14 protein-coding genes are annotated in these 23916 nt (G+C 57.1%); 11 read left to right on the top strand and 3 right to left on the bottom strand.

The features are described from left to right. Nucleotides 1-29: 29 nt before the first annotated feature. Both MSL71_RS25280 and MSL71_RS25275 read right to left on the bottom strand, forming a co-directional pair. The gene (locus MSL71_RS25280) at nucleotides 30-2990 is read right to left on the bottom strand and encodes a hybrid sensor histidine kinase/response regulator (protein WP_180146954.1); all 2961 of its coding nucleotides are present in this window, start codon (nucleotides 2988-2990) and stop codon (nucleotides 30-32) included. 14 nt (nucleotides 2991-3004) lie between these two features. Beyond that, the gene (locus MSL71_RS25275; protein ID WP_180146950.1) at nucleotides 3005-6058 is read right to left on the bottom strand and encodes an ATP-binding protein; all 3054 of its coding nucleotides are present in this window, start codon (nucleotides 6056-6058) and stop codon (nucleotides 3005-3007) included. Nucleotides 6059-6428: 370 nt separating this feature from the next. Between MSL71_RS25275 and MSL71_RS25270 the strand changes: the two genes are divergently transcribed. From MSL71_RS25270 to MSL71_RS25240, 7 genes are all read left to right on the top strand, one after another. Further along, nucleotides 6429-7067, top strand: coding sequence for a hypothetical protein (locus MSL71_RS25270; RefSeq protein WP_180146948.1), 639 nt, complete (start codon nucleotides 6429-6431; stop codon nucleotides 7065-7067). Further along, nucleotides 7064-7420, top strand: a complete 357-nt coding sequence (locus tag MSL71_RS25265) for a roadblock/LC7 domain-containing protein (RefSeq protein WP_180146945.1) — start codon at nucleotides 7064-7066, stop codon at nucleotides 7418-7420. Before MSL71_RS25270 ends, MSL71_RS25265 begins: the two co-directional genes overlap by 4 nt. A gap of 7 nt (nucleotides 7421-7427) precedes the next feature. Then, nucleotides 7428-8984, top strand: coding sequence for a formylglycine-generating enzyme family protein (locus tag MSL71_RS25260; RefSeq protein ID WP_180146942.1), 1557 nt, complete (start codon nucleotides 7428-7430; stop codon nucleotides 8982-8984). A gap of 210 nt (nucleotides 8985-9194) precedes the next feature. Continuing rightward, on the top strand, nucleotides 9195-9479 hold the full coding sequence (locus MSL71_RS25255; protein ID WP_180146939.1) for a hypothetical protein: 285 nt from the start codon (nucleotides 9195-9197) through the stop codon (nucleotides 9477-9479). A gap of 220 nt (nucleotides 9480-9699) precedes the next feature. Continuing rightward, complete coding sequence (locus MSL71_RS25250) at nucleotides 9700-11553, top strand: bifunctional acetyl-CoA hydrolase/transferase family protein/GNAT family N-acetyltransferase (RefSeq protein ID WP_180146936.1); 1854 nt, start codon at nucleotides 9700-9702, stop codon at nucleotides 11551-11553. 404 nt (nucleotides 11554-11957) lie between these two features. Further along, nucleotides 11958-15749: a DUF2339 domain-containing protein gene (locus tag MSL71_RS25245; protein WP_180146933.1), complete on the top strand. Its 3792-nt coding sequence runs from the start codon at nucleotides 11958-11960 to the stop codon at nucleotides 15747-15749. A 223-nt stretch (nucleotides 15750-15972) separates the two neighbouring features. Further along, nucleotides 15973-17913: a hypothetical protein gene (locus MSL71_RS25240; protein WP_180146930.1), complete on the top strand. Its 1941-nt coding sequence runs from the start codon at nucleotides 15973-15975 to the stop codon at nucleotides 17911-17913. Between the two features lie 213 nt (nucleotides 17914-18126). Here the strand turns inward: MSL71_RS25240 and MSL71_RS25235 are convergent, their stop codons facing one another. After that, entirely contained in the window at nucleotides 18127-18453 is a 327-nt protein-coding gene (locus MSL71_RS25235; protein ID WP_180146928.1) for a hypothetical protein, read from the bottom strand. Nucleotides 18454-19858: 1405 nt separating this feature from the next. Here MSL71_RS25235 and MSL71_RS25230 point away from each other — a divergent pair. The 4 genes from MSL71_RS25230 (at nucleotide 19859) to MSL71_RS25215 (ending at nucleotide 23586) form a co-directional block, all read left to right on the top strand. After that, a complete protein-coding gene (locus MSL71_RS25230; RefSeq protein ID WP_180146924.1) occupies nucleotides 19859-20365 on the top strand; it encodes an SF0329 family protein in 507 nt (168 codons plus the stop codon). Nucleotides 20366-20986: 621 nt separating this feature from the next. Further along, the gene (locus MSL71_RS25225) at nucleotides 20987-21841 is read left to right on the top strand and encodes a Bax inhibitor-1 family protein (RefSeq protein WP_180146921.1); all 855 of its coding nucleotides are present in this window, start codon (nucleotides 20987-20989) and stop codon (nucleotides 21839-21841) included. A gap of 873 nt (nucleotides 21842-22714) precedes the next feature. Next, nucleotides 22715-23170: a hypothetical protein gene (locus tag MSL71_RS25220; protein WP_180146919.1), complete on the top strand. Its 456-nt coding sequence runs from the start codon at nucleotides 22715-22717 to the stop codon at nucleotides 23168-23170. Between the two features lie 89 nt (nucleotides 23171-23259). Beyond that, a complete protein-coding gene (locus MSL71_RS25215; protein WP_180146916.1) occupies nucleotides 23260-23586 on the top strand; it encodes a hypothetical protein in 327 nt (108 codons plus the stop codon). Nucleotides 23587-23916: the final 330 nt, after the last annotated feature.

Below are 23916 nucleotides of genomic sequence, written 5' to 3'. Positions count from 1 at the left end.
GAATCGGCGCTGGCCATAGAAGGCTGACGTCAGGAGGTGACCCGGTCAAGGACCTGGGCCAGCTCCTTGAGGGTAAAGGGTTTAAGGAGGATCTCGGCGCCCTCCACATGGCCCAGGGAGCTCCGGGTAATGGGCTCGGGCCGCCCGGAAGTCACCACCAGGGGCATCTCCGGGGCATGGTTCCGCACGGAGCGCACCATGTCCACACCGCCCACGCCTGCCGTGAACAGATCCATCACCACGGCCTCGTATTTATCCGGTGAACCGGCAAACACCTCCAGGGCCTTCTGCCCGTCTGTAAAGGCTTCCACCTCATAGCCCAGCCTGCCCAGCACCTCCCGGGCCAGGTCAATGAGAATCTCCTCCTCATCCAGCAACAGCACCGTGCCCTTGGCCTCATCCGTGGCCCGGGTCCCCTGGGCTCCGTCGGCCCCGAGGGGTGTGATGGGAAGATAGACATGAAACGTGGCCCCTTTTCCCCGCTCGCTCTCCAGGCTCACGGCACCGCCGTGGTTCAGGACAATCCCGTGCACCACGGCCAGCCCCATGCCCGTTCCCTTGCCCACCTCTTTGGTGGTGTAATAGGGCTCGAAAATCCGCGAGGCAATCTCCGGGTCCACCCCGTGGCCCGTGTCCGAAACACTTAAGCGCACATAGGGCCCTTCCGGCAGGTGCAGGGCCAGCGAAAGGCTCTCCTCCACCGTCACCTCCTCGGCGTGAACCCAGATGGTGCCGCCCCCCTCGCCGATGGCGTGAAAGGCGTTGGTGGCCAGGTTGATGATGATCTGATGAATCTGCACGGCGTCGGCCACCACCCGCAGCTTGCCCTCCCCTGCCGTGAACCGGACATCGATGGTGGAGGGCAGGGACGCGCTGAGAAAGCCCACCGTCTCCTTGAGGTGTTCCCGAAGGTAACAGGGCTCCCGTTTCTGCTTGTTCCTCCGGCTGAAGGCAAGGATCTGGGCCACCAGATCCCGGGCCCTCTGGCCCGCCTTCTCGATCTGCATGATCTTTTCCCGGGCCTTGACGTTCTCTTCGGAAATGTACATAAGGGCCAGGCGCGTGTAGCCCATCACCGCCATGAGGATGCTGTTGAAATCGTGGGCGATGCCCCCTGCCAGCACCCCGATGGACTCCATCTTCTGGGCCTGCCTCAGCTTGCGCTGAAGGGCTTCGCGCTCCCGCTCCAGGTGACGGCGTTCCGTGATGTCCCGGGAGACCAGCAGGATCTCCCGCGCCTTGCCCTCCCCGTCCCGGAGAAAACGGGCCGACAGCTCGCTCCACACCGGGGAGCCGTCCTTTCTGGTGAGCTCGGTTTCAAAAATAAAGGCATTGCGGGGGTGGCCGCCCCGCACAGAAAGGGCATGGCTCAGGACCGAGCGAATCTCCCGCTCCGACTCCTCGGAGAGCACCACATCCACCCCCTGCCCTATGAGTTCTTCCCCTTCATACCCCAGGTGCTTGACCACCGAAGGGCTCAGGTAGGTAAACTCCAGGGGATCGATGCTCAGAATGCCGATGGTCTCCATGACGTTGTCCGCCAGGAGCCGGGAGCGTTTCTCGCTCTGCTCCGCCTCCTCCTGGGTCCGTTTTCTCTCGGCGGCCTCCTCCACCAGGGCCCCGGTATGCCGGGAAAGCTCCTCCTGGAGGCGGCTCAGGTTCTGGTAGACCGTGGAGTTGTACAGGGCGATGGAGACAAATTCCTTGATGCGGCTGACAAAACGCTCCTCCCCGAGGGTCAGGCCCAGCCGCGCCGATTTCTGGGGAAAGAGAACCAGCCCCAGAAGCTCCCCGTACCGTGAAAGAGAGACGATGTACCCGCACCCGCACTGGTCCAGAAGGGCCACCACCTCCCGTCGGACTTCCTGATTTCCGGCGCGCCGTTCCACCTCCCGCCGGTCCAGGGGCACCTGCAGCAGCGAAAGCCAGCGATGGGTTGCCTCAGACAGCTCCAGGGCCCGCCCCGTGTCCTCCTCCAGAAACCCCTCCCCTTTCCGGGTGAAAAAGACCATGCCCCGGATGCGCAGGGTCTCCCCCACGGTCCTTCGGAACTCGTTGATCATCTCGTCGGTGCGACGTAAAAGCAGGATGTTCTCGGAAAAATGGGATTCCACCTTTTTCAGGTCAAACCGCTGCAGCCCCTGGAGCCCGTGGATCACGGGCAACATCACCAGCAGAACCCGGTAATTGAGATAAAACCAGCAAAGGAGAAAGAAAAAGAGGCTCAAAGGGTCGATGGAGGGGAAATAGGGGTGAATCAGGTAGAGCAGGCCCAGGTTCGGGGCCAGGAGCACCACGGCTGCCGCACCGCCTGCCACCAGGAAACGGACCACGGCGCAAAGGTTCGGCAGGCGATCCCGAAACACGGCACAGGCCAGGGTCGCCATGGGAAAAAAGAGCCAGTTCCCGGGAGTATAAAAGGAAAACCCGGACATGGGGATCAGGTTCAGGACCCAAAGCACCACCGCGCACACCACGGAGCCCACGGCAAGCCGAAGGTTCCGTCGCTCTTCCACGGAGTACACCCACCCCATGCGGCCGCTGCAGAGCCGGATCAGGTACCCGGCGGTCAAGCCGCACACCAGCAGGTGAAGGCAAAAAAGCGGTCCGGCGTCCGCCACCACCCCCCAGGAGTACCGATGCACCCCCTGCACATACCAGGGGGTCAGGCTCACCCCGGACAACACCAGGGTCAATACCAGTCCGATGCGCTCCAGCTGTTCGTTCCTGAGGTCAAGCCAACTGTAGAAGAAATAGAGATGGGCAAGGGAGGCCCAGGCCAGGAAGAGATAATGCAACCGCTCCACCGCCACGGACAAGGTCACCGACACCATGGGCTGGAGAACAAAAACCAGGGCGTTCAAGGACCAGAGCAGGCAGACAAAGGGAAAAAACGGGTTTTCCACCCGGAACCGCCCCTTGAATCTGGAGGCCAGGGCCAGAAAAAGGCCGGAAAACACCGTCATGACTGCCGGTACATAAAATATCAATTGCGCATCTCTCATCATCGTCCTGCCTGTTGCAATGCCGACTCCGGCACCGTCCCTGCCTGAAGATACTCAGACGGCTCCCTCTCCGCGGCATGTTGGCCCACGCGGACCGCGTGGATGGCCTCTGCCAGCTCCTTCATGGGCACCGGCTTGAACAGCACCGCCGACACCCCCATCTCCTCGTGGCGCCTGCCCACCAGTTCGTTGCTGAATCCGGTGCAGAGAATCACCGGCACCCCGGCATTGTGGGCCCGCACGCTTTCGGCCAGCTTCAGCCCGGACATCCGGGGCATGGTCATGTCCGTCACCACCACGTCAAACCCCATGGGATCCTCGGCAAAACGGTCCAGAGCCTCCACCGGGTCCTCCAGAGCCACCACGTCAAAGCCCATGCGGACCAGGGCTTCATCAGCCAGGGCCACCAGCATGGACTCATCGTCCACAAAAAGCACCCGGCCCCGGCACACGTCCCCCGGGTCCCCGCTGAGGAGGGCCACGTCGGTCCCCCCTTCGGCCCTGGGAAGGTATACATCCACGGTGGTCCCGCGCCCTTTGCCGGAGTCCACCACCACGGCCCCGTTGTGGCTCAGGATAATGCCCTGGACAACCGCCAGGCCCATGCCCGTGCCTTTGTCCGGCTCCTTGGTGGTGAAATAGGGTTCAAAAATCCGGGCCCGCACTTCGTCATCCATGCCGCCCCCGGGGTCCGAAACACGCAGAAGCACGAAGGCGCCGGGTTCCAGCCCGTAACGCCGCGCCTCCCCCGCGTCCAGGGAGGTCTGACTCACGGACACGCGGATCGCCCCGGCCGCCTCTTCCATGGCATGGGAGGCGTTGGTAAACAGGTTGACCACGATCTGGTGAATCTGCACGGGGTCGGCCACCACCATCATGGGCGTGTCCGGAAAATCGGCTTCGATGGAGACCCCGTCGGGAACCACGGGCCGCATGAGGGAAAGGGATTCCCGGGTGATCTCCACCAGGTCCACGGCCTTGCGGGCCTGTTCGTCCTGACGGCTGAAGGCCAGGATCTGGGAGACCAGCTCCTTGGCCCGGACCCCCGCGGTTTCGATCTGTGCCACCACCTCCGGGGCCTTTCCGTCGGCCTCCCCCAGGTACATGGCCCCGAGCTGGGCGTATCCCAAAATGGCCATGAGAATGTTGTTGAAGTCGTGGGCAATGCCCCCGGCCAGCACCCCGATGGATTCCATCTTCTGGGCCTGCCGAAGCTTCTGGCTCAGCTCCTCTTTTTCCATCTCCGCCACCCGGCGCTCGGAGATGTCCCGGGCAAGGCCCACCACCTCCATGCGCCCGTTTCCGGCGGCGATAAAGTGGCCGGACACCTCCACCCAGGCAAGTTCACCGTCCTTTCGACGGTGCTCCAGCTCCACCAGAAAAGCCGCCCCCTCCTCCGGGGGAGGAATCACCCGGGCCAGCTCCCGGCCGGAACTTTTGGTCAGAAAATCCCTGAAACGCGCCCCCACAACCTCCTTGGGGGTGTACCCGCTGATCTTGAGGCAGGAGGGGCTGGCGTACTGAATGGTTTCCCGTTCCACCTCCACCACCACCAGGGTGTCGAGAATGTTGTCGGACAAGAGCCTGTAGTGCTTCTCGCTTCGCCGGAGGCTCTCCTCGGCTCTGCGGCGCTCCAGGATCTCCCGGGACAGCTCCCGGCGCCTGAGCTCCAGCTGGTCCTTCACCGAGGTGACGGCCTGGTATACCCGGGAGTTGTACAGGGCAATGGAGAGGTACCGGCTCACCTTCTCCAGGAACTCAATCTCCACAGGGGTTACGGGCGCGCTCCCCTGCTTGTCGGAAAACACCACCAGCCCGATGAGCTGATCGTACTGGACCAGAGGCACCGTGCACATCCCGTTGCAGGCATGAAACAACGCCTCCACATCGGCGCGCACCCCTTCGTCGGGCATAAGGATCTCGTTGTTCAGAAAGTAGTGGTCGATGAGGCAGTCCTCGGCCACAAGAAAGGCCGTGGTGGCCTCATCCAGAAAGATCTCCTCCCCGTCCATGTCCATGAGCCGCCCCGGATCTTCCACAGGGGCAAAGAAAAACCGGATGGACCGGAACTGAAGGGTGGACCGCACCAGCTCTCCGAACTCGGCCACCAGACTCCGGGTGTCCCGCAATATCAGGAGGTCACGGGCAAACTTGCTCTCCACGGTCTTCAGGTGATGCCTGTAGCGATTGAACCGCCTGCTCACCTTGGGGTGCAGCCTGGTAACCGCCAGGTGGTTGGCCGCATACCAGCAGAGCAGTGCAGGGGCCAGGGGAACCATCTCACCGCTGTACAGCAGGGGCTTGAGCAACACAAAGACAAACAGATTGGGAAGAAGAAACACCAGGGCATAGACCACCCGGTACAACAGAAACCGGGCCACGCTGAAGATATCCTGGATGCGATGGCGGAGCACTCCGTAGGCCATCACCCCCATGGGCACGAACATGAAATTGGAGGCGGGGTAGGTGGGGCTGCCGGTAAAAGAGAAGGCCGTCACCAGGATCAGGCTCGGTCCCCCCACAAGGGCGGCGAACAGGTAGTGCTGCTTTCGGCGCGTATCAAGGTCCTGCCGTCCCCTCATCACCGAGATGATGCAGAACAGGGTGTACCCGAAGGAGACCACGCCATAGGCCACATACACAGGGAAAAAGGGCCCGGCCTTGCCGATGACGCCCCAGGGGTGGGTGTGGAGCCCGGAAAGGAACCACGGGCCGAGGCAGGCCAAGGCCATGAGGGTGCTGAGTGCGCACACCCCATATTCCAGCAGGGGCTTGCGTACCTTGAGAATGCGATGGAAAAAAAGAACCCCCACATAGGGCATGAGGGCATAGGCCATCAGGATGCACCTCTCCATGAGGAGCAGCAGCCCGGTGTCCGAAACGACGTGCTGGAGGAGATATTGGATCGGCCTTACAGACGCCAGTAAAAACAGGATGGTAAAAAGAACGGTCTCTTTTTTCAACCGGCTCCTGAACAGTGAAAACAAAGAGAGACACACCCCAAAATAGACAGACAACAGGGGCGGTATCAGCCTCACATCAAACTGATCCATCTGCATCCCTCCTTCTGCGGCATGACCGACGCGGACCTGACCGTCGGTGCCCCTTCCACCATGTAATCACTCGTTTGACTCGTTCCTGGCGTTCATATATACTACCTTCATCGGCAAAACCGACGGCCGATTTAATATTTAAAGAACAAAAAGCCCCCGGCAGGCGTCTTTTCGCCCGCCGACGGCTGTTTCACGATGATTTGAGATAATACACTTTCGAGTGGCTATCAACCATTCTTACGCTTTCAACTCAGAGGTTCCCGGGCGGATACCCCTGCAGTTTACCGTTGATGGAAATTGGAAACATTCCCCTCTCCTGATCCGACGACTGTACCCCGACCCCGCCGCGGCCCTGGCCGATCCGGACATTATGGACACAATCAACGCCATCTTCAGCAAACATCCGGCCCTCCTGAGCCTCTTTGTCATCACCCCCGACGAAACCGTGGACCACTCCCGGTCCGGTGGCACAAATCAGGCGCCTTCCTGCCCCCTGCCAGACCTCAACCGGTTGTACCACGAGGCTGTACGGCTCCTCCCCGGAGGACATGAGGTCCACCTCTCCCTGGGGGACACCGGACTCACCCTGCGACCGCTGCCCCTCTCCTGGGTCCTGGCTGTACACCACCAGCCCGAATGCGGAACAGCCCCCATCGACGCCCTCCAGGAAGCTACCCGCAGCCTGCCCAAAAGCCCCGAGATGCTCGAGGAGGAGACACTGTCCATCATCACCCCCGAAGCCCTCATCGCAGGCCCCATGAGCCCCTGGCTCCTGCCCCTGATGAAGCTTCTGGAGCGGGTGACAGGCGCCCCGCCCCAGGCCCCCTTCCACGGGGCCCTCAACACATGGATCGACCGGGAGGACCCGGACCTTAAGGGATTGCCCCGTTTTGCCGCCATTCTGGCCAAGGGCATCACCGATCCGGGCCAGCGGCGGGTTTTTGCCGAAAAAGCTAAAGAGATCTTCACTTCCGGCGAAAAACCGGCTAAAGGGAACCGGACACCATGACCACCATACTGGACTTTATCAAAATCGCCCGGATACAGGGTGTGGACTCCTATTGCCTGGTCTCCGCCGACGGCCGCCGCATGGCGGGCAACACCGCCCATAGCGACGCCTTCTGCGAGGATCTGGCCCGGTTTGCAGGGGAGAGTGCCCGGGTTACCGAGGAGACGACCTTCGCCCCTCCGGCAAGCGTCTCCATCCGAGGGCCGGAGACCTCGCTTATTGTCATTCCCGTGGGCGGGTACGCCCTGGGCATCACCACTGCGGCAAAGACCCCGGAGGGCCCCCTCATCGACGATGTCATGGCCTTTCTCCGGCGCATCCGTCACCAACATACCGTCAGCCAGAAGAGTTAGTCTTGCCATGCCCCGATTGATCCTGCCGCTTATCGCCGTATTCCTGCTGGTCACCCCCTGCTTCGCCGCCGAACTGCCCGATGTCAGCTCCCGGGTCCTGCCCGACCTCACCGAAGCCCTGACGCGATACCGGGACCTGAACCGCGCCCTTGACGAGACACGCCGTGCCCGGCTCCAGGAGATTGAGCGCGCCTATTACCTGAAGCTCAACAGCCTCAGACTGGAGAGCCCGAAGCCCCCCAAACCCAGGGGCATGTTCGAGACCACCGAAGAATATAAGGAGCGCCTGGCCAGTTACCGCAAGAAGCTCGACAAGGTACGCACCGCCAACCACGACACCCTGGCCGACATGGAGCAGCGGGGTGTTCTGCGCATCCAGGTGGCCGAGGTGGAGGTCGACTGGCTCGAATCCCAGCTCACCCGCCTGGCCCCCCTGGCCGAAACCATCGACCTGCTCCAGGAGAAAGGGTGCATCGTCTCCCGGGACTCCGCCACCATCACGGTGCAGCGCCCCGACGCCGACACCTTTCGTTTTCCCGTCACCATCAACCACAACGGCACCCTCTACCGGGACACCTGGACCTACCCGGACCGTGACCGCGCCGAAACCATCTGGCGCCTCCGCCACGACCTCAAGGTGTTCCCCTACTACACCCCCGTCCCTGCAGAAAACGACGGCATTGAGCTGAACCTCACCGCCTTTATGGTTACCGGGCCGGACAATGTCCCCCTGATGCGCTTTCCCGTGGACACCGCTGAGCCCTTTGACGAGGTGAAACGCCTTGCCCGCATCCGATCGGACGAGCTCCCCGCAGCCCGGGTGCTCCTGGCCCTGAGCAACTCGGTGGAAGGTCCCCTGCCCGGCATGCGCTTTGTCTTTATTTCTCCGCGTACCTTTACCATGGGCAGCCCCAAGGACACCCCGGGCCGCCTCCCGGACGAACGGCTCCACAAGGTCCGGCTCACACGCCCCTTTTACATGCAGACCACCGAGGTCACCCAGGCCCAGTGGGAGACCGTCATGGGCGAGAACCCCTCGGCCTTTCCCTACTGCGGCGGGGACTGCCCGGTGGAGAACATCTACTGGCAGGACGCCCAGCGCTTTATCACCCGGCTCAACGCCCGGTATAAAGGCAAGGGCCGCTTCCGCCTTCCCACGGAAGCCGAATGGGAGTACACCGCCCGCACAGGTTCCACAGACCCCTGGGACCAGCCCGGCGGAGACGCCGGAGCCTATGCCTGGTTCCGCTCCAACTCAGGGGACGCCCCCCACAAGGTGGCCACCAGACGGTCCAACCTGTGGAACATCTACGACATGAACGGCAACGTCTCGGAGTGGTGCAGCGACTGGTACGGCCCCTACCCCGAACTTCCCATGGCCCGCAACCCCAAGGGGCCCGTGCGGGGAGACTTCCGCGTCAGCCGGGGCGGCAGCTGGTTCCACGGCATCGACAGCATCCGGGGTGCCCACCGCAACAGCGACAACGCCGGGGACAAAGGCGGATACATCGGCTTCCGCCTGGTCCTGGAGATCCCCACCGAGGCCCTGAACCACACCCCGTGATCATCCCCCGATCGACCCGGGAAACCGATCTGAAAATCGGGAATCTCCCCTATAGACATCCCGACTACCCCAGACATACAATTCAGCCATGCACTGAGTTTTTCCCGTGTCTTCAGATGAACAAGACGGATCTCCCGCGCCACAGGCGCACCCCAGGGCCTTTCAGGCCCTTTTGGCGCGGGATCACCCTTTGACGTTTTCGGAGGCCCCATGATCAGCAAATCAGCCATCGCCTCATTCAAGCTCCCGCCCCACACCATCCGGTCCTGCCGGGATCTTTATGAGGAACTCTCCCGGCACCCCAAGCGCTACCAGTCTCTCAAGGAGACCATCAGCCACTTTGAGTCCGATCCCCAGGCCCTGAACAAGCTCTGGTGGGTCCTGAACTATCATTCGGAAAACTTCGATAAAACCCGCAAGCTCCGGGCCTGGGTAGAGGCCCGCCTGGAAGAGCTGGCCGCCGACCGAAAGCGCAGTCACCCCCTCCAGGCCTGATCCTTCGACCCACGGCCCGACGGAGTCCCGGGACACCACCCGTCAAACGGAATATCCCCTTTCCCCACACTTTTTGCTTCCTTTTCCCCTCGGCAACGACTACCTTAATAAAACAATGATCACCCGAACGGTGGCGAAACGGACGTCACCGTTCGATAACCGCCCCCGTCACCGGGGTGTCGGCTGGTTGCCCTTCCCTTCCCAGTGAGACACGTTGCCCATGGTACGAGACTACTCCACAGTGCTTCAAGAGATGATCGTGACCCCGGAAGTGGCCTTAGAAGAGCTCGAACCCGGGATGAGTATCTTTATCGGCACCGGTGCGGCCGAACCCCGCACCATGGTCCGGGCCCTCCTGGCCTCTGCAGCGCCGAACATCCAGGATCTGGAGCTGATCCAGATCATCAGCTTCGGCGATGCCGTCAACTCCAAGAATTTTTCGGCAGACCGCTTTCGCCTGAAGACCTTCTTCTCCGGATGGGTGGCCGACGACGCCATCTCCAAGGGCCATGTGGACTACATCCCCAGCCGCTATTCTGAAATCCCCAACCTTTTTGCCTCGGACCACATCGACGTCCACGTGGCCATGATCCAGGTCTCCCCGCCCAACGACTCGGGTTATTGCAGCCTGGGCACCGCCGTAGACGTGGCCCGGCAGGCCATCGACAAGGCCACCGTGGTCATCGGCGAGATCAATGAAAACGTCCCCCGCACCTTCGGGGACACCTTTGTGCCCATCTCGGATTTCGACTGTTTTGTCCTCTCCGACGACCCGCCCTTCACCTTTGACCGCTGGCCCGTGGACAAGGTCTTTGACGTGGTGGCCCAGAAGGTGGCCTCGGTCATCGAAGACGGCAGCTGCATCTCCTACTCCATCGGCCCCCTCTTCGAGGCCCTTCCCCGCCACCTGCGGGGCAAAAAGAACCTGGGCATCCACAGCCCCTTTGTCACCGATGCCCTCATGGACCTCATCAACAGCGGGGCTGTGACCAACCGGAACAAAAAAATCTACCAGGGAAAATCCCTGACCTCCTACGCCCTGGGGTCCAAAGAGCTTTTAAAGTGGCTCGACGGCAACCCCATGGTGGAGTTCCAGGCCATCAACCGGGTCTTCAGCCCCATGCAGATCGGCAAGAACCCCTCGGTGGTCACCATCGTCCACGCCCGGAAGGTGGACTTAAAAGGCCGCTTTGCCCTGCACACCGGCAAAGGCAACGTGGCCACCGGCCCCTCGGAGGTCATCGACTTTTTCAACGGCGCCGAGATCTCCCGGGGCGGATGCACCATCTTTGCCCTGTCCAGCCGAAACCTGGAGGGCAAGCCCAACGTCACCTGCAGCGTGGACAACTACCCCAACCAGTTCTCCCTCCATGAGTCCGTGGACCTGGTCATCACCGAATACGGGGTGGCCAGCCTTAAAGGGCGCACCGTGCGGGAACGGGCCCAGGCCCTCATCGAGATCGCCCATCCCGACGACCGCGCCGCCCTGGTGGCCGCCGCCCGGGAGAGCCACATCCTCTACCCGGACCAGATCTTCCTGGAAGACTCCGCCCACTCCTATCCCTCGGAGATCCACCGCACCCGGACCTTCAAGGGGGGCAAGGTGATCCACTTCCGCCCCATCCGCCCCTCCGACGAAGAGGGCATGAGAAAACTCTTCTACCGGTTCTCGGACACCGCCGTCTATTACCGTTACTTCACCCCGGTAACGGCCATGCCCCACGCCAGGATGCAGGAGTACGTCAACATCGACTACACCGACACCATGGCCATCGTGGGCGTTACGGGCCGGGCCGACAAGGAGCGCCTGGTGGCCGAAGGCCGGTTCGTCAAGGGAAGGAAGGAGGGGTACGCCGAGGTGGCCTTTGTTGTGGACGAAGCCTTCCAGAACATGGGCATTGCCACCGGCATGCTGGACATGCTCACGGACATCGCAAAAAAAAGGGGACTTAAAGGCTTTACCGCCGATGTACTCAGCTCCAACCGCCAGATGCTCGCCGTCTTCAAAAAGCTCGGAGAGAGCTGCAAGGTGACCATGAGCGACGGTGTGTATGAAATCGCCGTGACATTTTGAATTTACATGGCTATTATCCGCCCTGCCCGACACAGCCCCGCGCTGCCGGGCAGGCGGCGCCCCGCACAGTGTTCCCTGTCCGTTCCGGCGTCGCTTGCCGTGACATCCCGTTGACAAGCCGTTCATAGGCAACCCCGCCTCAACCGCCCATCCCTTTGATCTTGCAATGTTCCTGATAACCCCATAAAGTGACAAACCATGTGTCGCAGCACCGGGAACACGCCCACGTGATAACGCCCGGCAGCACCTGCCCATCTGCCCGGTCTGTGCCACCACGCCGATTTTATCTGTCACACACGTTTGTGTCGGCCTCCGTAACTCACACACTTGCACTGCATGCGCCCGGTTCACCCCATGCCCATCATTCCGGCGCGCATGTTTAACGTCTGCTACTTCGGTGTCCCATGTATTTCCTGCTCTTAGCCATCCTCGCGATCTGCGTGTTTACACGGCTCAATAACGTCAACAAGCAGCTCTCCAGGCGTATCGATGCCCTTGAAACAGCCCTGAAGGACTTGTCTGCCGCAGAAGCGGCCCATGAAGTAAGGACGCCCCGGGCGACCGCCGCCCCACAGGCGCCTTCCCATGACGAGATCCTGGACGAGATGCTCCTTGACCTTCCACCGGAGCCCCAAAGGGCGCCATCGAAAAAGAAACCGGCCCGCCCGCGCTTTCAAAAGGGCCGCATCCTGCTTGCGCCGCCAGCCCTCTTCATCAGGGAGCCCCAGGCAACACCTGCCGCGCCCAAGCCCGCCCCTGCCCCCAGCCCCACCCTGCGCAGCACCTGGGCCGCTCAATGGCAGCGGTTCAAGGAAAACGTGGACTGGGAACTCTTTGCAGGCGCCCGGCTCTTTGCCTGGCTCGGGGGGCTGGCCCTCTTCATTGCCGCCGGGTTCTTCGTCAAGTACTCCATCGACAACAACCTCATCCCGGCCCAGCTTCGCCTGGCCATCGGCGCGGCCACGGGCACGGCCCTGCTCATCGCCTCGGGACGGGTCAAAAGCCTGCGGTTTGATATCCTCAGGCAGACCCTGGCGTCAGGGGGCATCGGGGTTCTGTACAGTGTGGTCTTTGCAGCCACCCTCTATTATCACTACATCCCCAATCCCATGGGCTTCGGGATCCTCTCCCTTATCTCGGCAGCGGCCTTTGCCCTCTCCGCTTTTTACCGGCGCATCTCCATCGCCATTCTGGGAGCCGTGGGCGCCTATGTCACCCCCCTGCTCCTGGGCAGCGGCCAGGGGAGCCTCATCCTGCTCTTTGCCTACCTGGCCGTGGTGGGTGTGGGACTTCAGAGGGTCTCGGCGTTCCTTGCCGCGCCCTCCCTTCTCTTTGTGGCCGCAACAGGCACCCTCATCACCGCAGGATGCGCCACCTTTGCCACCCTTGGTTCAAGCCCTGCCTTTCCCATGGCCGTGATGTGGGGCGCCATTCCTGGGCTGTTCGCCTTTTTTCTCGCGCCGAAACAGCTCAACCCCGAAACAAACCAGTCCGCCAGGTGGGCGGGGTTCCTCTCCTTTTTGCCGCCCATTGCCGTGGCCCTGCTCCTCACCTTTGCCAAACCGGGCTGGGAGCCCCTTTTCATCCTCACCGCCACCTCGGCTGCCGCCCTGGCCCTGGGATTTTTCAACAACGCATGGCACCACCGGGTTGTCCCCTGCATTGCCATCACCTTTCTTCCGGTGCTGGCCTGGGTCGCCATGCGGTTTGGTGCCGAGACCGCCCCGGCAGGAACCCTTCTCCTGCTTGTCTACGGTGTGACCGGAGGCTTAGGGCCCGTGGCCCTCATCCTGCGCCACGGCCACTCCGACATGATGCTCCGCTGGCTCAAGCTCTTTCCTACGGCTGTTGTGGCGGCCACGGTCCTGGCCCTTGCGGGAACGCCCTTTGCCGGCCCCCTCTTCTGGCCCGTGCTGCTGATCCTCCAGATCGCGGGTATTGCCATAAGCCTTCTTGTCGGCGCCTTTCTCCAGGTGCTGCTCCTCCTGGGACTTTTTGTCGGTGGCGGTCTCTACTGGCTCTTTGCCGTCCCCACCTCCTTCATCGGCTTTGGGTTCTTCGCCTTTGCCCTCATGGCGGGCGCCCTCCTCATGGCCGCCATGATCCTTTTGATCAGGTCCATGCCCGCCCTTCTGGCCCGGCTGGACCTTCCCCCTGCCAAGGGCTTTGCCACCCCCTTCTTCAAACTGGAGGAGTGGCTCACCGCAGCACCGTCCGTGGGGCTCTTTCTCCTCATGGGGGCCGCCTTTGCCGTGCGCCATCCCCACTACCCCCACGCAGGCATGGTGACCCTTACGGCCTTTCTGGGGCTCTGCCTGTTCATGTGCAGACGGACGGGCTTTCAGCCCACCGGGGCCATCGCCCTTGTGGCCACGACCGCGGCCCAGTCTGTCTGGGTCTTCAGCCAGTGGGGGGCGCCCCTTCTCTTTTCCGCCGTTACCTGGTCCTCGGTGCTCTTTGTTGCCGCCCTGGCCCTTCCCTTTCCCCTGTTCTCTCAGCAAAAGAAATGGCCCGTGGTCTGGCACGCGGCCGCTCTCTTTGAGCTGGCCCAAATGCTCTTTGCCCTGTATGCCGCAAAGATCCTCTGGCCCGGAGACCTCTCGGGCTGGCTGCCCCTGGTCCCTGCCCTTCTTAAAATTGGACCCGTCACCATCCTGTTAAAACGGCTGGAGGCAAGCCCCCACCGCAACAGCATTCTCGCGTTTCACGGCGGGGTCCTTCTCTTTTACATCTCCGCCCTGCCCGTGCTCCTGCTTCCCCACGGATGGCTCGGGGTGGCCCTGGTCTTTGAGTCTGCCCTTTTGCTCTGGCTCAACAGACGCATCGAACACCCGGGCCTCAGATGGGTCTCCCTGGGCCTGGCCCCGTCCGGGCTCCTGGTCCTCTACACAGCCCTGCCTCGGATGAGCGCAGAGGGCGTCCTGCCCTTGCTCAACCCGGCATTTTTCTCCGTGGCTGCCTGCACCGCGGCCCTGGGAGCCGCCGTCAAGCTCAGCCCCTGGCCCGAGCGCAAGCTGGGCCGCATGGACCTGCCCAACGTCTTTCTCTGGATGAGCCTTGTCACGGGATTCTACCTGGCCAACCTGGCCGTGGCCGACCTCTTCTCCGGGTCCGGCTCCTCCCACAGCCTCATCCCCGACAACTCCTATGCCCACTGGGCAGCCTGCGCCCTGGCCTGGGCCGGGTTCGGCGCCGCCACCTGGCGCGTGCCGCGGCTTCACATCGCCATGCGCCTTGCAGGGCTCCTTCTCTTTGTCTCCGGCAGCACCGGCCTTGTCCTGTTGCCCATTTTCATGCCCAAGGCCATCGCCACCATGGGCCCCTGGGCCAACCCGGCCATCTTTGCGTGCCTGGCCCTTGTGGTCATGGCCTGGTTCACCTTTAAAAAGGAGTCCCCGGACGCCTTCAACGGCTATTCCCGTAACCTGCTCCTGGCCGTGCTGCTCGTGGCAGGGTTTGCCCTCCCGGCCCTGGCCTTAAGCACCGGCCTGGCCACGGGACAGCCCTTCACCCTCTTTTTCAGCCAGACGCCTTACCGCGCTGTGGCCTCGGCCGCCCTGTGGATCCTCTACGGCACGGCCATGCTCCACTGGCCCAAAGCCCTGGATCGCCCCTTTCGCCTTGCCGGTCTCGTCCTGGCCATCATTGGCCTGGCCAAGGCCCTTCTCTTTCCCCTGCGGTTCAGCGAGGCCTTCGGTCTCATGACGCCACTGGCCAACACCCCTACCCTCCTTTACATCGGAGCCCTGGGCCTGTTGACCTTTCTCACCGTAAAGCCCCGCCCCACCCCCTGGCCCCTGCCCAGGCCTGAGCCAAGTGCATTCTGGGGTGTGGCCCTTGCCGTCACGGCCTTTGCCATCCTCAACATCGAGATCGCAAGCGTGTTCGGAGGACCAGACGAGCCCTTCAGCTTCCTCACCAATGGAAGCCTTCCCAAACAGCTGGCCTACAGCATCGGATGGATGCTCTTTGCCATTGGCCTTCTGGCCGTGGGCGTCAGAACCAGGAACAACCAGACCCGATGGGCCGCCATCGCCCTTCTGGGCGTTACGTCCCTGAAGATATTCACCCGGGACCTCTGGTCCCTCGGCCACCTCTACCGGGTGGGCTCCTTTGCAGGCCTGGCCGTGGTCATGATCCTCGTCTCCGTCATCTATCAGAAATTTCTGGCCGGTGAAGACAAAGGGGATGGGTAAATAAGGGAAAAAAGCCTCCGGCGGCAAGGTGTGCCACCTTGAAAGCAGGTAGCGGATGCGTTTTGCCCCTCGTTCCTCGGGTCAAATCACACCCGCCTTAAAACGACATTCATTCAAACGGTTTTTTATAATCTGTTTGTTAAACTTTTTTTAAAAGCTTAGCCTCCGGCAGGGCCGCCGGAGGCATAAACTAAATAGATTTTTCTCGTTCTCAGGAGTTGATATGAAACCGATTCATGCCCTTATCCTCTGCGTTGCCCTTCTTGGGACGCCCCTGTCCCTCCATGCTGCCGACATATGGGAGAACCGGGCCTCGGTCCTTGTGCCCGAGCCGGGTATTGCCGAAGCCGTCCTGCCGCCGGAGTTGATGAAAAAAAACGGTTCCAACGCCGTGGACCTTGCCCTGGAAGGCCCGGACGGCAACCGTCGCGCCTTTGAATTGTACTGGCGGGAGCCGGACACCACGGAACGATACGAGTTAAAGGCCTACAGCAAAAAATTCAACAACAGGGGGGAATTTATCTGGCGGTGCAATGCCCCGGACCATGAGGTGAACGCCCTTCATGTGACGTTGGACAATCCGAGGATAATAGGCAAGGTGGAGGTCAGGGCACGGGTTAACGACATCTGGATCATTCTGGTCAAAGACGCAGCCCTTGTAAGGTCCGGCAGGCAGACCCGGAGCGAGATCCCCATCAAGCCCGACACGTACCAGGAGTTCGACCTGATCTTCAAAGGCTTTGACCGTGACTTTGATAAAAAAGTGATCTCTGTGGAGCGCGTCACAGCCCTTTCCGTCACCAAAGGCACGGACTACGCAAAGCAGAACGTCACACCGAAATTCCAGGTATCAGAGTCCGGCGACATCACCGAGCTTCGTGCCCTGTTGCCCGGCTCCGGCCTTTATATCAACACCCTGCGCCTCACAACCGAAACCCAGTTTCTGGGCGACTGGCTGGTCGGCAGGGAAGAGATCCGCAACGGCCAGCGCACCTTCGTGCCCATAGCTGAAGGCTCGGTAAGGCACGTCTCCGACAAGATCCATGAGCTCACCCTGCCCATCAGAGACAGGTGGAAAGGCAAGTCCCTGGTCATCAAACTGGATCCCAAGGGCCGCTACCTCGGCAGCCCATCGGCTCTTTCCGTGGAGCTTTTCCTCCCCCGGATCGTCTTCTCAGCAGACAAAGAGGGGGCCTACACCGCCCTTTCCGGCACCGGCTCCGAAGCCCAGATCCTAACAAGCCTCGGAAACAGGAACCGCCCCCCCTATCAGATCGTCTCCTTTTCAGAGGCCAAAGCAAACCCGGATCTCACAAAACAGGCCCTCACCGACACCTATAAACTCAAAGGCGGGCCCTTTACCAACGAGGGTTTTACCTGGGCTGCCTCCGTTGCCGTAAGTGCTCCCGGCTACTACCGGCTCCCCTTTCCCATGGAAGCAAGCCTTTCCCCCAACCGTGCAGGAATCCGCTTGGCAAAAGGTGAGACCCAGGTGCCCTTTTTTATGGACCGCACTGAAAACGTGCCGACCCCCCTGCCCCTTGCCCCGGACTATGACAAAGCCCAGAACAGGACCACCTGGGACCTCACCCTGCCCCAGCCTTCCCCCTGGTGGGTGGCCCTCAACCTGTCGGCCGAGGGCATCTTCAGGCGCACCGTAACCATCCAGCTTCCCAAACCCGGGCAGGTGGGCTGGGAAACCTGGAAGACCGTCACCTGGAGAAACACCCTCGACAGCGAAACCACCCTCAGGATCCCCCTGGCCCGCCTCCCCGAAGGCCAGAACAAGATCCGCATCCTCATGGACCACAACGACAACGAGCCCCTGTCCATCACAACAGCCGAGGCAGTCTATACCGCTCCATCCATCTGCTTTCTTGCCTATGAGCCCGGCCCCCTCACCCTCCACGGCGGACACCCGACCCTCCCCGCCCCGGACTACGACCTCTCACTGGTCCGTACAAAGCTCATGGAAACCCTGCCCACCCAGGTTGCGGCCCAGCCCGTGGCCTCCAAGACAACAACCTGGTCCGGCAGCTGGATCAAACACTTCCAGGCCAACGGCTGGGGCCTCTACGCCGCCCTGGGCCTCGTGGCCCTGGTGCTCCTCGGTATTATCGCAAAGATCCTTCCGGCAGCTGAGGGAGGGAAGGAAACCGAATAAAAAAAACCTCCGGCAGCCAAGGGCTGAGCCCTTGGAGCCCAGGTTCGCACATGCTCCGGGGCTTCGCCCCTTCGCATGTGCTGACGGGCTGCGCCCGTGATGAAGACCAGGACAAGGGGCAATCAATTGTGTCAGGCTATCTTTCGTTCCCAGGCTCTGCCTGGGAACGATTCACGGCGCTCTACCGCCATACGGCACAACGGGCGGAGCATCTCACCCCTCAGACGCTCGAAAGCCATGATCACCCCGAACTCTGCCCCCCCGCCCTTTCATCCTCTCCTGCTCTTCTTTGTAAATGGCCGCCATGCGGTCGATCTTGGCATACTGCCGGGCCAGCAGATCTTCAGTGATGGTACGAATCCCCCACCGTTTGAAATCCAGTTGCAGGCCGTTGCCGCCAGGATCTTCGGCCCCTTCCAGCTCCGCAATAAAGTCACCCACAGATTGCAGCAACCGATGTATATCCTTGATGGAATCACACAACTCTGAAATCTCCGACCCGGAAAACATGCCGGGGGAGTGGCTGTTTGATGAGGTCATGGTGGAAACCTTTTTTAGTCAGTAGTGATTGGGGAGTAGTGAATAGAATGTGAAGCCACCGTTTCACCCATCGACAAATAACAACAAGCCACCGGCCCTGAAGAGAAATAGTGAAAGAAGTCACCCCGATGGTACCCAGCGCTCCAATACCCCTCAGCCCGTAGGGTGCACTCCATGCACCAGAAGAACCCACAAATGTCGATCCTTCAAAATCACGCCATGCAGCACGAAGCCTCCGTGTCACCTATAAGCTGATCAATCCCTATTCACGGATCCTGATTCCACGCATAGATATCTTCATAAGATTTTGTGGAAAAAAATCGCCCTGCCCGAAAACAAAAGGCCCTGCTCAGACATCAGGAAAAGGAAAACGCACCTTCGGCAAAACGCAGGAGGAAACCAGACGCAACACCGCTATTGCCCATGCTGTTTGAACGCACGCAGAAATCCGAAGGGGCGTTTTCCCGCCCGTCAGTCAGAACCACCTGTGTTCATGGGCCATTTAAAACAGCTGTACCGCCTGTTGAGGGAGCGCAAGGTTGCGCGTGGTGAGGAAAATACGACTTGAAAAGGGGGTGAGTGTGTTGTAAAAAACCGTGTAGCCATGACGACCTCCTCGGAAGGTTGTTTTTGGTCAGGCCTGGCAGGATGGTAGGACATCCTGTCGGGTCGCTTCATGAATTCCATGACCTCCGTAATAACTAGTTATTACAGCCCACCCTAAATCCATCTTTTTCATGTGTCAACACTTTTTTACTGACAAATCCCATGGTTATTCATTTCGAAATAAGCAGAAGTATCGTCCATACCCCCTTATGATAATAACCACAATTGCATGAACTCTTCGCTCTCCCATCTCCGCCGCAACACTCCCTTTCCATAAGACGGCCTCCGACTCAAGATGATTTCAACGTCATCCATGGCTGCAATTGCCAGAAGTACAATACGACAAGACATGCCATGCATTTTAAGAATGTTGTCCAAAGTCCTCTCCCAGGGATTGACCAGCTTTTTGAATTGAAAAATTGAGATGTCAGGAGTATGACTTAAAACATTGGCTTGATGAGCCGGAGGCGGAATCGCTGACGCTGGGTTCATGGTATGGCTCAACTGAAAGGTGTTTGAGGACGTGGTTGAAAAAACAGAATGCTCTTTTTTCGACAATATACGGCTTTATGATGCATAATCGCGCATAAAACAAGCTTTATCGTTTGATTGTGCATTACTGCTCAATAACACGCCATTATGGAGTTTATGGCGCGTCATAGACACTTATTGCGCTTTTTTGCACACGAAAATGATTTTTCACATCTTAGTGAGCGCTAATGCATTCTAATACCCATGATATGGGGTTTTATGAAGCTTTTTTGCACATCAATAATTGTTAAATGGAAACAATGACGTAATGCAATGGAGTAAATTAAAGAAAAAAGTTGAGGCTTTTTTCTCTGATTCGATACAAGGTCGTGTAGAACTACGCTCTACCAGCTACCGTGAAAGCCACGATCGGGAAGGCCGTGGCTATATTACCTTCGATAAAAAAGAAATTTGGAATATGAGTACAATATCATTCTATCCAAAAGAATATAAACAGGTAGATGAAATTGTAAAAAGAGACAAAATTATTCCATATGAAGCTCAATCGCTTGCTTACCAAGAACTTGCCAACAAAGGAGAGTTTAACCAGTATGGTTTTTATGTGGCTCTTCGAGAGTATTGCAATAATTCAATTGAAGAGTCACTGTCATCAAAAAGCCTCCTGATAAAATGCATTGCAATGCTTGATTACAGGCTTGGTAAGCGCAAATTAAAGTCATTAGATGTGTCTAATGAGCATGATAAAGTAATCCAGTTTTTTAAAATTCGGTGCCAATGTGAAGGCTTACCATTTAACATTAAGGATTGCTCGTGACCGAAGGTCACATCAATCCTTTGTTCAACATACGCTTTCACAGCCGACCGCGCTACTACGGCTCTTTTTTAAACACTGTTCTTTAACGGCGTTTTTAATTTTACCAAAGGATTTGGTGATGCGCTGCCGGCGTATGAATCGCGCACTATATTTCTAAAATCATATGAATATTATCTTTAATGAAGATTGGAAGACGACCGAAATTTTGATCAAAAAACCAATTCGAGATGGTGTAATTGATGTTACTTTAGCCATCTCTGATGGCTCAGACACTCGATCATTTCGGTTTCACGGTTCTCGTGATGTTGACGAGCTTATGTCAATTTTACATGCTTGGCGCATAGAAATTACAGAAGATGTAGAATCTCAAAAAGAGTTTGGCCGCTTTACACTTAGTTTCACAGGTGATTCATACTCGGAGATATACTTTGATACATGTGTCGAAATTTGCAAAACATAACAATTGGCTCAAGGCCGCCCCTAATATGCTGGCTACGTCTTCCGTAACTTCAACCGCCGTCCCATTCTGCATTTTGGGGCCGCTTAGCCACGCGTTATAATCAAATGGTATGATGAAATGAACAATTCTTTTAAAAAAGTAATTAAGTACAGGAAATAGGAATGGAGAATGTTCTATTATCAAAAGTCTTTTTCATACTCAGTGGGATGCTATTAATAACATCTTTTTTCGCCAGAATTAACAAAGCCTATGAAACAACGGGGGAAGCGATATTTACAATAGCAGGGTCTTTCTTTTTTATATTTGTTATTATGGGGACCGCAGAAAAATTTCCTGCAAATCTATTTTCAGTAGCTATTTTTTCTGGTTTCATTGGTTGGTCTTTAGGCCCAACAATTGGCTACATTGGAAATAGATATAAATTCAGAAAATTTTTAAAGTCAAAAGAAATAAAATCAAAACAAATAGTAACTGAAAAAAGGTCATTTATCGCGAAACTATTCGGAGCTGAAGATGAAAAGAAAACTGTATTTTTTTCCCAAAAAAATAAAAATGAATATTTCGATTCAAAAGACAAGAGGTATTTGGCAATAGAAATTGAATTTGACAATGAAGTTTTGTCAAATGATAAATATAATCAAGAATGGCAAAATATAGTCTTTCTGGCTTTATTCGGCACAACAATGGCGGTTTTTGCTGCTGGAACAGTTAATTATTTATTTGACTTAGACTTCGGGTTTTTAGGTCATTTTTTATTTATATCTTTATGCACATTAATTACAATCAGTCTACTAAATACGTTTATATTTAGAGCGAGGATGATAAGAGTTTATCAATCATTTTTTGGGATAATCATTTTCACTCTATATCTTCTCTACGACATAAACATCTTAGAAAAAAAGATGACGATTAAAGATTCCTCCTGGTCGACTTCTATAGATATTGCTGTAAATATTTACCTTGATGTAATTAATTTATTTATAAGATTATTAGAAATATTAGCTGAGTTTGATTGATTATAATCGGGTAGTCTGGAGTCTCTCTCCCCCATCCCACACACCACCCGGCATGCGGGTCCGCACCGGGCGGTTCACTAAGATATCCGGGCCTTAGCCAGGAAAAAGTGTTAAAAGCGAATCTTATACCAAGATGACGGTTTCCACTTTTAACCCTTCAAGATAACCCACGCCGCGCCTGTTCCATACTCCTCCTGTCGGATTTATTGTAGCAACCGAGCACATGGTTGCGCCGTAGTTCTTCATGTTCGGTCCTTCGGCAGGGTGAATCCTCCAGCGACACCTCGGGGTGTCTCACGGCTCGTTTCATTGGCGTTTGCGGAACAATTGAACACTATTTCACACCTACTATGACCTCTGCTGACTCCTGAACGCCCCCCCGTATTACTACGACGGGCACTGCTGCCCTATGCAGCCGCGATGTCGATCAGGTCTCCCCGGACTCTTTTCAGTACCCCCTTGAGGGGTGTAATTGCGTGATCTGTCTCTACACAACCGCAGCATTTACCATATTTCCTCGAATCCTGGGCTTCGTCATGTTGTGCTGACTCATCCAGAGACTTGGCCTTGTATGCTGTTTCTGTTCGTCGGCTCATAGATTTGCCGTAGAGTGACCACGCCCTCCGGTCGTTCTCGCTGACGCTCGTGATTCCACTCCGCTCCATCTCCTCCAGACGGAGCCTCGCGATGCAGCCCTTGTCTTAGGACAGTGCTTATGCTAAACCGTTGTTTAGTCGACAGAATTCACGCACAGAGGACTTCCCGGTTAACTTACGGATCACATCATAAGGTTACGCCTATGCCGCGCGTACACCATCGCTTCCAGTTGACGCTCGTTCCTCGCGCGGCTGAAGCGAAACGGTAGGCCACAAGATGGATATAAGCAAAGCTCTTTATAACTTTAGAAATGCCATTGATTCGATATGGGACAATCTAAGGGTCGCCAATATATCACCTGGAGATGATGAATGGGATGATATTACAGAAACTCTATTTGCCAATTTGGTTTGCATCCCACTCGATAAAGACTTTGGTCGGTATGCTTTTTACAACGAGGAGACCAAAAGTAAGATCATTTTGGTAATTCCTCATGATGCGAAAGTTCTCATTGGTACAAACGATAAGTCAGATAATGGATTATCAAACATGATAGAATGGAAAACAGATAAGTTTAATGATGATAATGAGTTTGTCTTCCGGGAATTTGCAAACCCAAGTGAGCCATATTCGAAAACCAGTTTATCATTTGTCACTGGTCAATGCCTTAAAACAGGATTAATAATTTCCGTCCCTTATAGAAACGTATCTTTCAAAATTACAGAGATCTAACAAACGAATAGTAAGGGACCGCTGGCGCTCCGCGCCAGTGCCCTCGATTCGTTCAGCGGCAACACATGCGCTGCGTTCAAGCACATACAATGAATTCAATTCGAAAAAACATTAAAGAAATTCTTGATTTGATTTCTTCAAAAGAAGAACAGATTAAATATGAAAAAGAGGTACCTATTGCAAATGTACCTGCCGAATTGATTTGCACGTGGTTTGATGACCTTTATCATCCACAGTCAAAGCTACATCAAGAGGCTTTTTCAGATGATGAACAACAGATTTTAGATTCTTTCAACACTTTTTATGAGTCTCGTGTTGGTGAACTCCCTGAAACACTATCTGAAATGCATATAAATCTTCAGTGGGAAGAAATTATTAAAGAAGCCCAGCGCGTTCTTAGAAGCATAACCTTTTGATTACTTGATCAATTGTTTTCTCGCCAACCGGGTTCAAGCAGTAAAGGGGCGAACCTACATATTTGACATTCTTGCCATCTGATCAGCGTTTTATGCTGAGAAAATTGATACCAATCCTAATTGTGTTTGAGAGGTGGGCACTGAACCGCCTCTACAAAAACCACGCATCAGCATCGGAAGCCTATAAAACACATAAATTCAGGTCGTTTCAATACCGGTGGCTGTCAAGATAGTTGTCGCCTATACACATCAAGCCGCGACCAATCCGAGGCCCTCAGAAACAACCTTTTCAGGGTTAAGGTAAACGTGTTTTTTGTGTTCCATATCCTT

It is taken from the genome of Desulfoluna butyratoxydans (assembly GCF_900699765.1).
GTDB lineage: Bacteria > Desulfobacterota > Desulfobacteria > Desulfobacterales > Desulfolunaceae > Desulfoluna > Desulfoluna butyratoxydans.
The sequence above is the reverse complement of the archived record's forward strand: the minus strand, read 5'-3'. Positions and strand labels throughout refer to the sequence as shown.

Bases quoted from the DNA above. Each gene is read 5' to 3' on its own strand.
- MSL71_RS25230 (WP_180146924.1), top strand. From the start codon at position 19,859: ATGCAATGGAGTAAATTAAAGAAAAAAGTTGAGGCTTTTTTCTCTGAT.
- MSL71_RS25240 (WP_180146930.1), top strand. From the start codon at position 15,973: ATGAAACCGATTCATGCCCTTATCCTCTGCGTTGCCCTTCTTGGGACG.
- MSL71_RS25235 (WP_180146928.1), bottom strand. From the start codon at position 18,453: ATGACCTCATCAAACAGCCACTCCCCCGGCATGTTTTCCGGGTCGGAG.
- MSL71_RS25255 (WP_180146939.1), top strand. From the start codon at position 9,195: ATGATCAGCAAATCAGCCATCGCCTCATTCAAGCTCCCGCCCCACACC.
- MSL71_RS25265 (WP_180146945.1), top strand. From the start codon at position 7,064: ATGACCACCATACTGGACTTTATCAAAATCGCCCGGATACAGGGTGTG.
- MSL71_RS25220 (WP_180146919.1), top strand. From the start codon at position 22,715: ATGGATATAAGCAAAGCTCTTTATAACTTTAGAAATGCCATTGATTCG.
- MSL71_RS25275 (WP_180146950.1), bottom strand. From the start codon at position 6,058: ATGGATCAGTTTGATGTGAGGCTGATACCGCCCCTGTTGTCTGTCTAT.
- MSL71_RS25260 (WP_180146942.1), top strand. From the start codon at position 7,428: ATGCCCCGATTGATCCTGCCGCTTATCGCCGTATTCCTGCTGGTCACC.
- MSL71_RS25250 (WP_180146936.1), top strand. From the start codon at position 9,700: ATGGTACGAGACTACTCCACAGTGCTTCAAGAGATGATCGTGACCCCG.
- MSL71_RS25215 (WP_180146916.1), top strand. From the start codon at position 23,260: ATGAATTCAATTCGAAAAAACATTAAAGAAATTCTTGATTTGATTTCT.
- MSL71_RS25270 (WP_180146948.1), top strand. From the start codon at position 6,429: ATGGACACAATCAACGCCATCTTCAGCAAACATCCGGCCCTCCTGAGC.
- MSL71_RS25225 (WP_180146921.1), top strand. From the start codon at position 20,987: ATGGAGAATGTTCTATTATCAAAAGTCTTTTTCATACTCAGTGGGATG.
- MSL71_RS25245 (WP_180146933.1), top strand. From the start codon at position 11,958: ATGTATTTCCTGCTCTTAGCCATCCTCGCGATCTGCGTGTTTACACGG.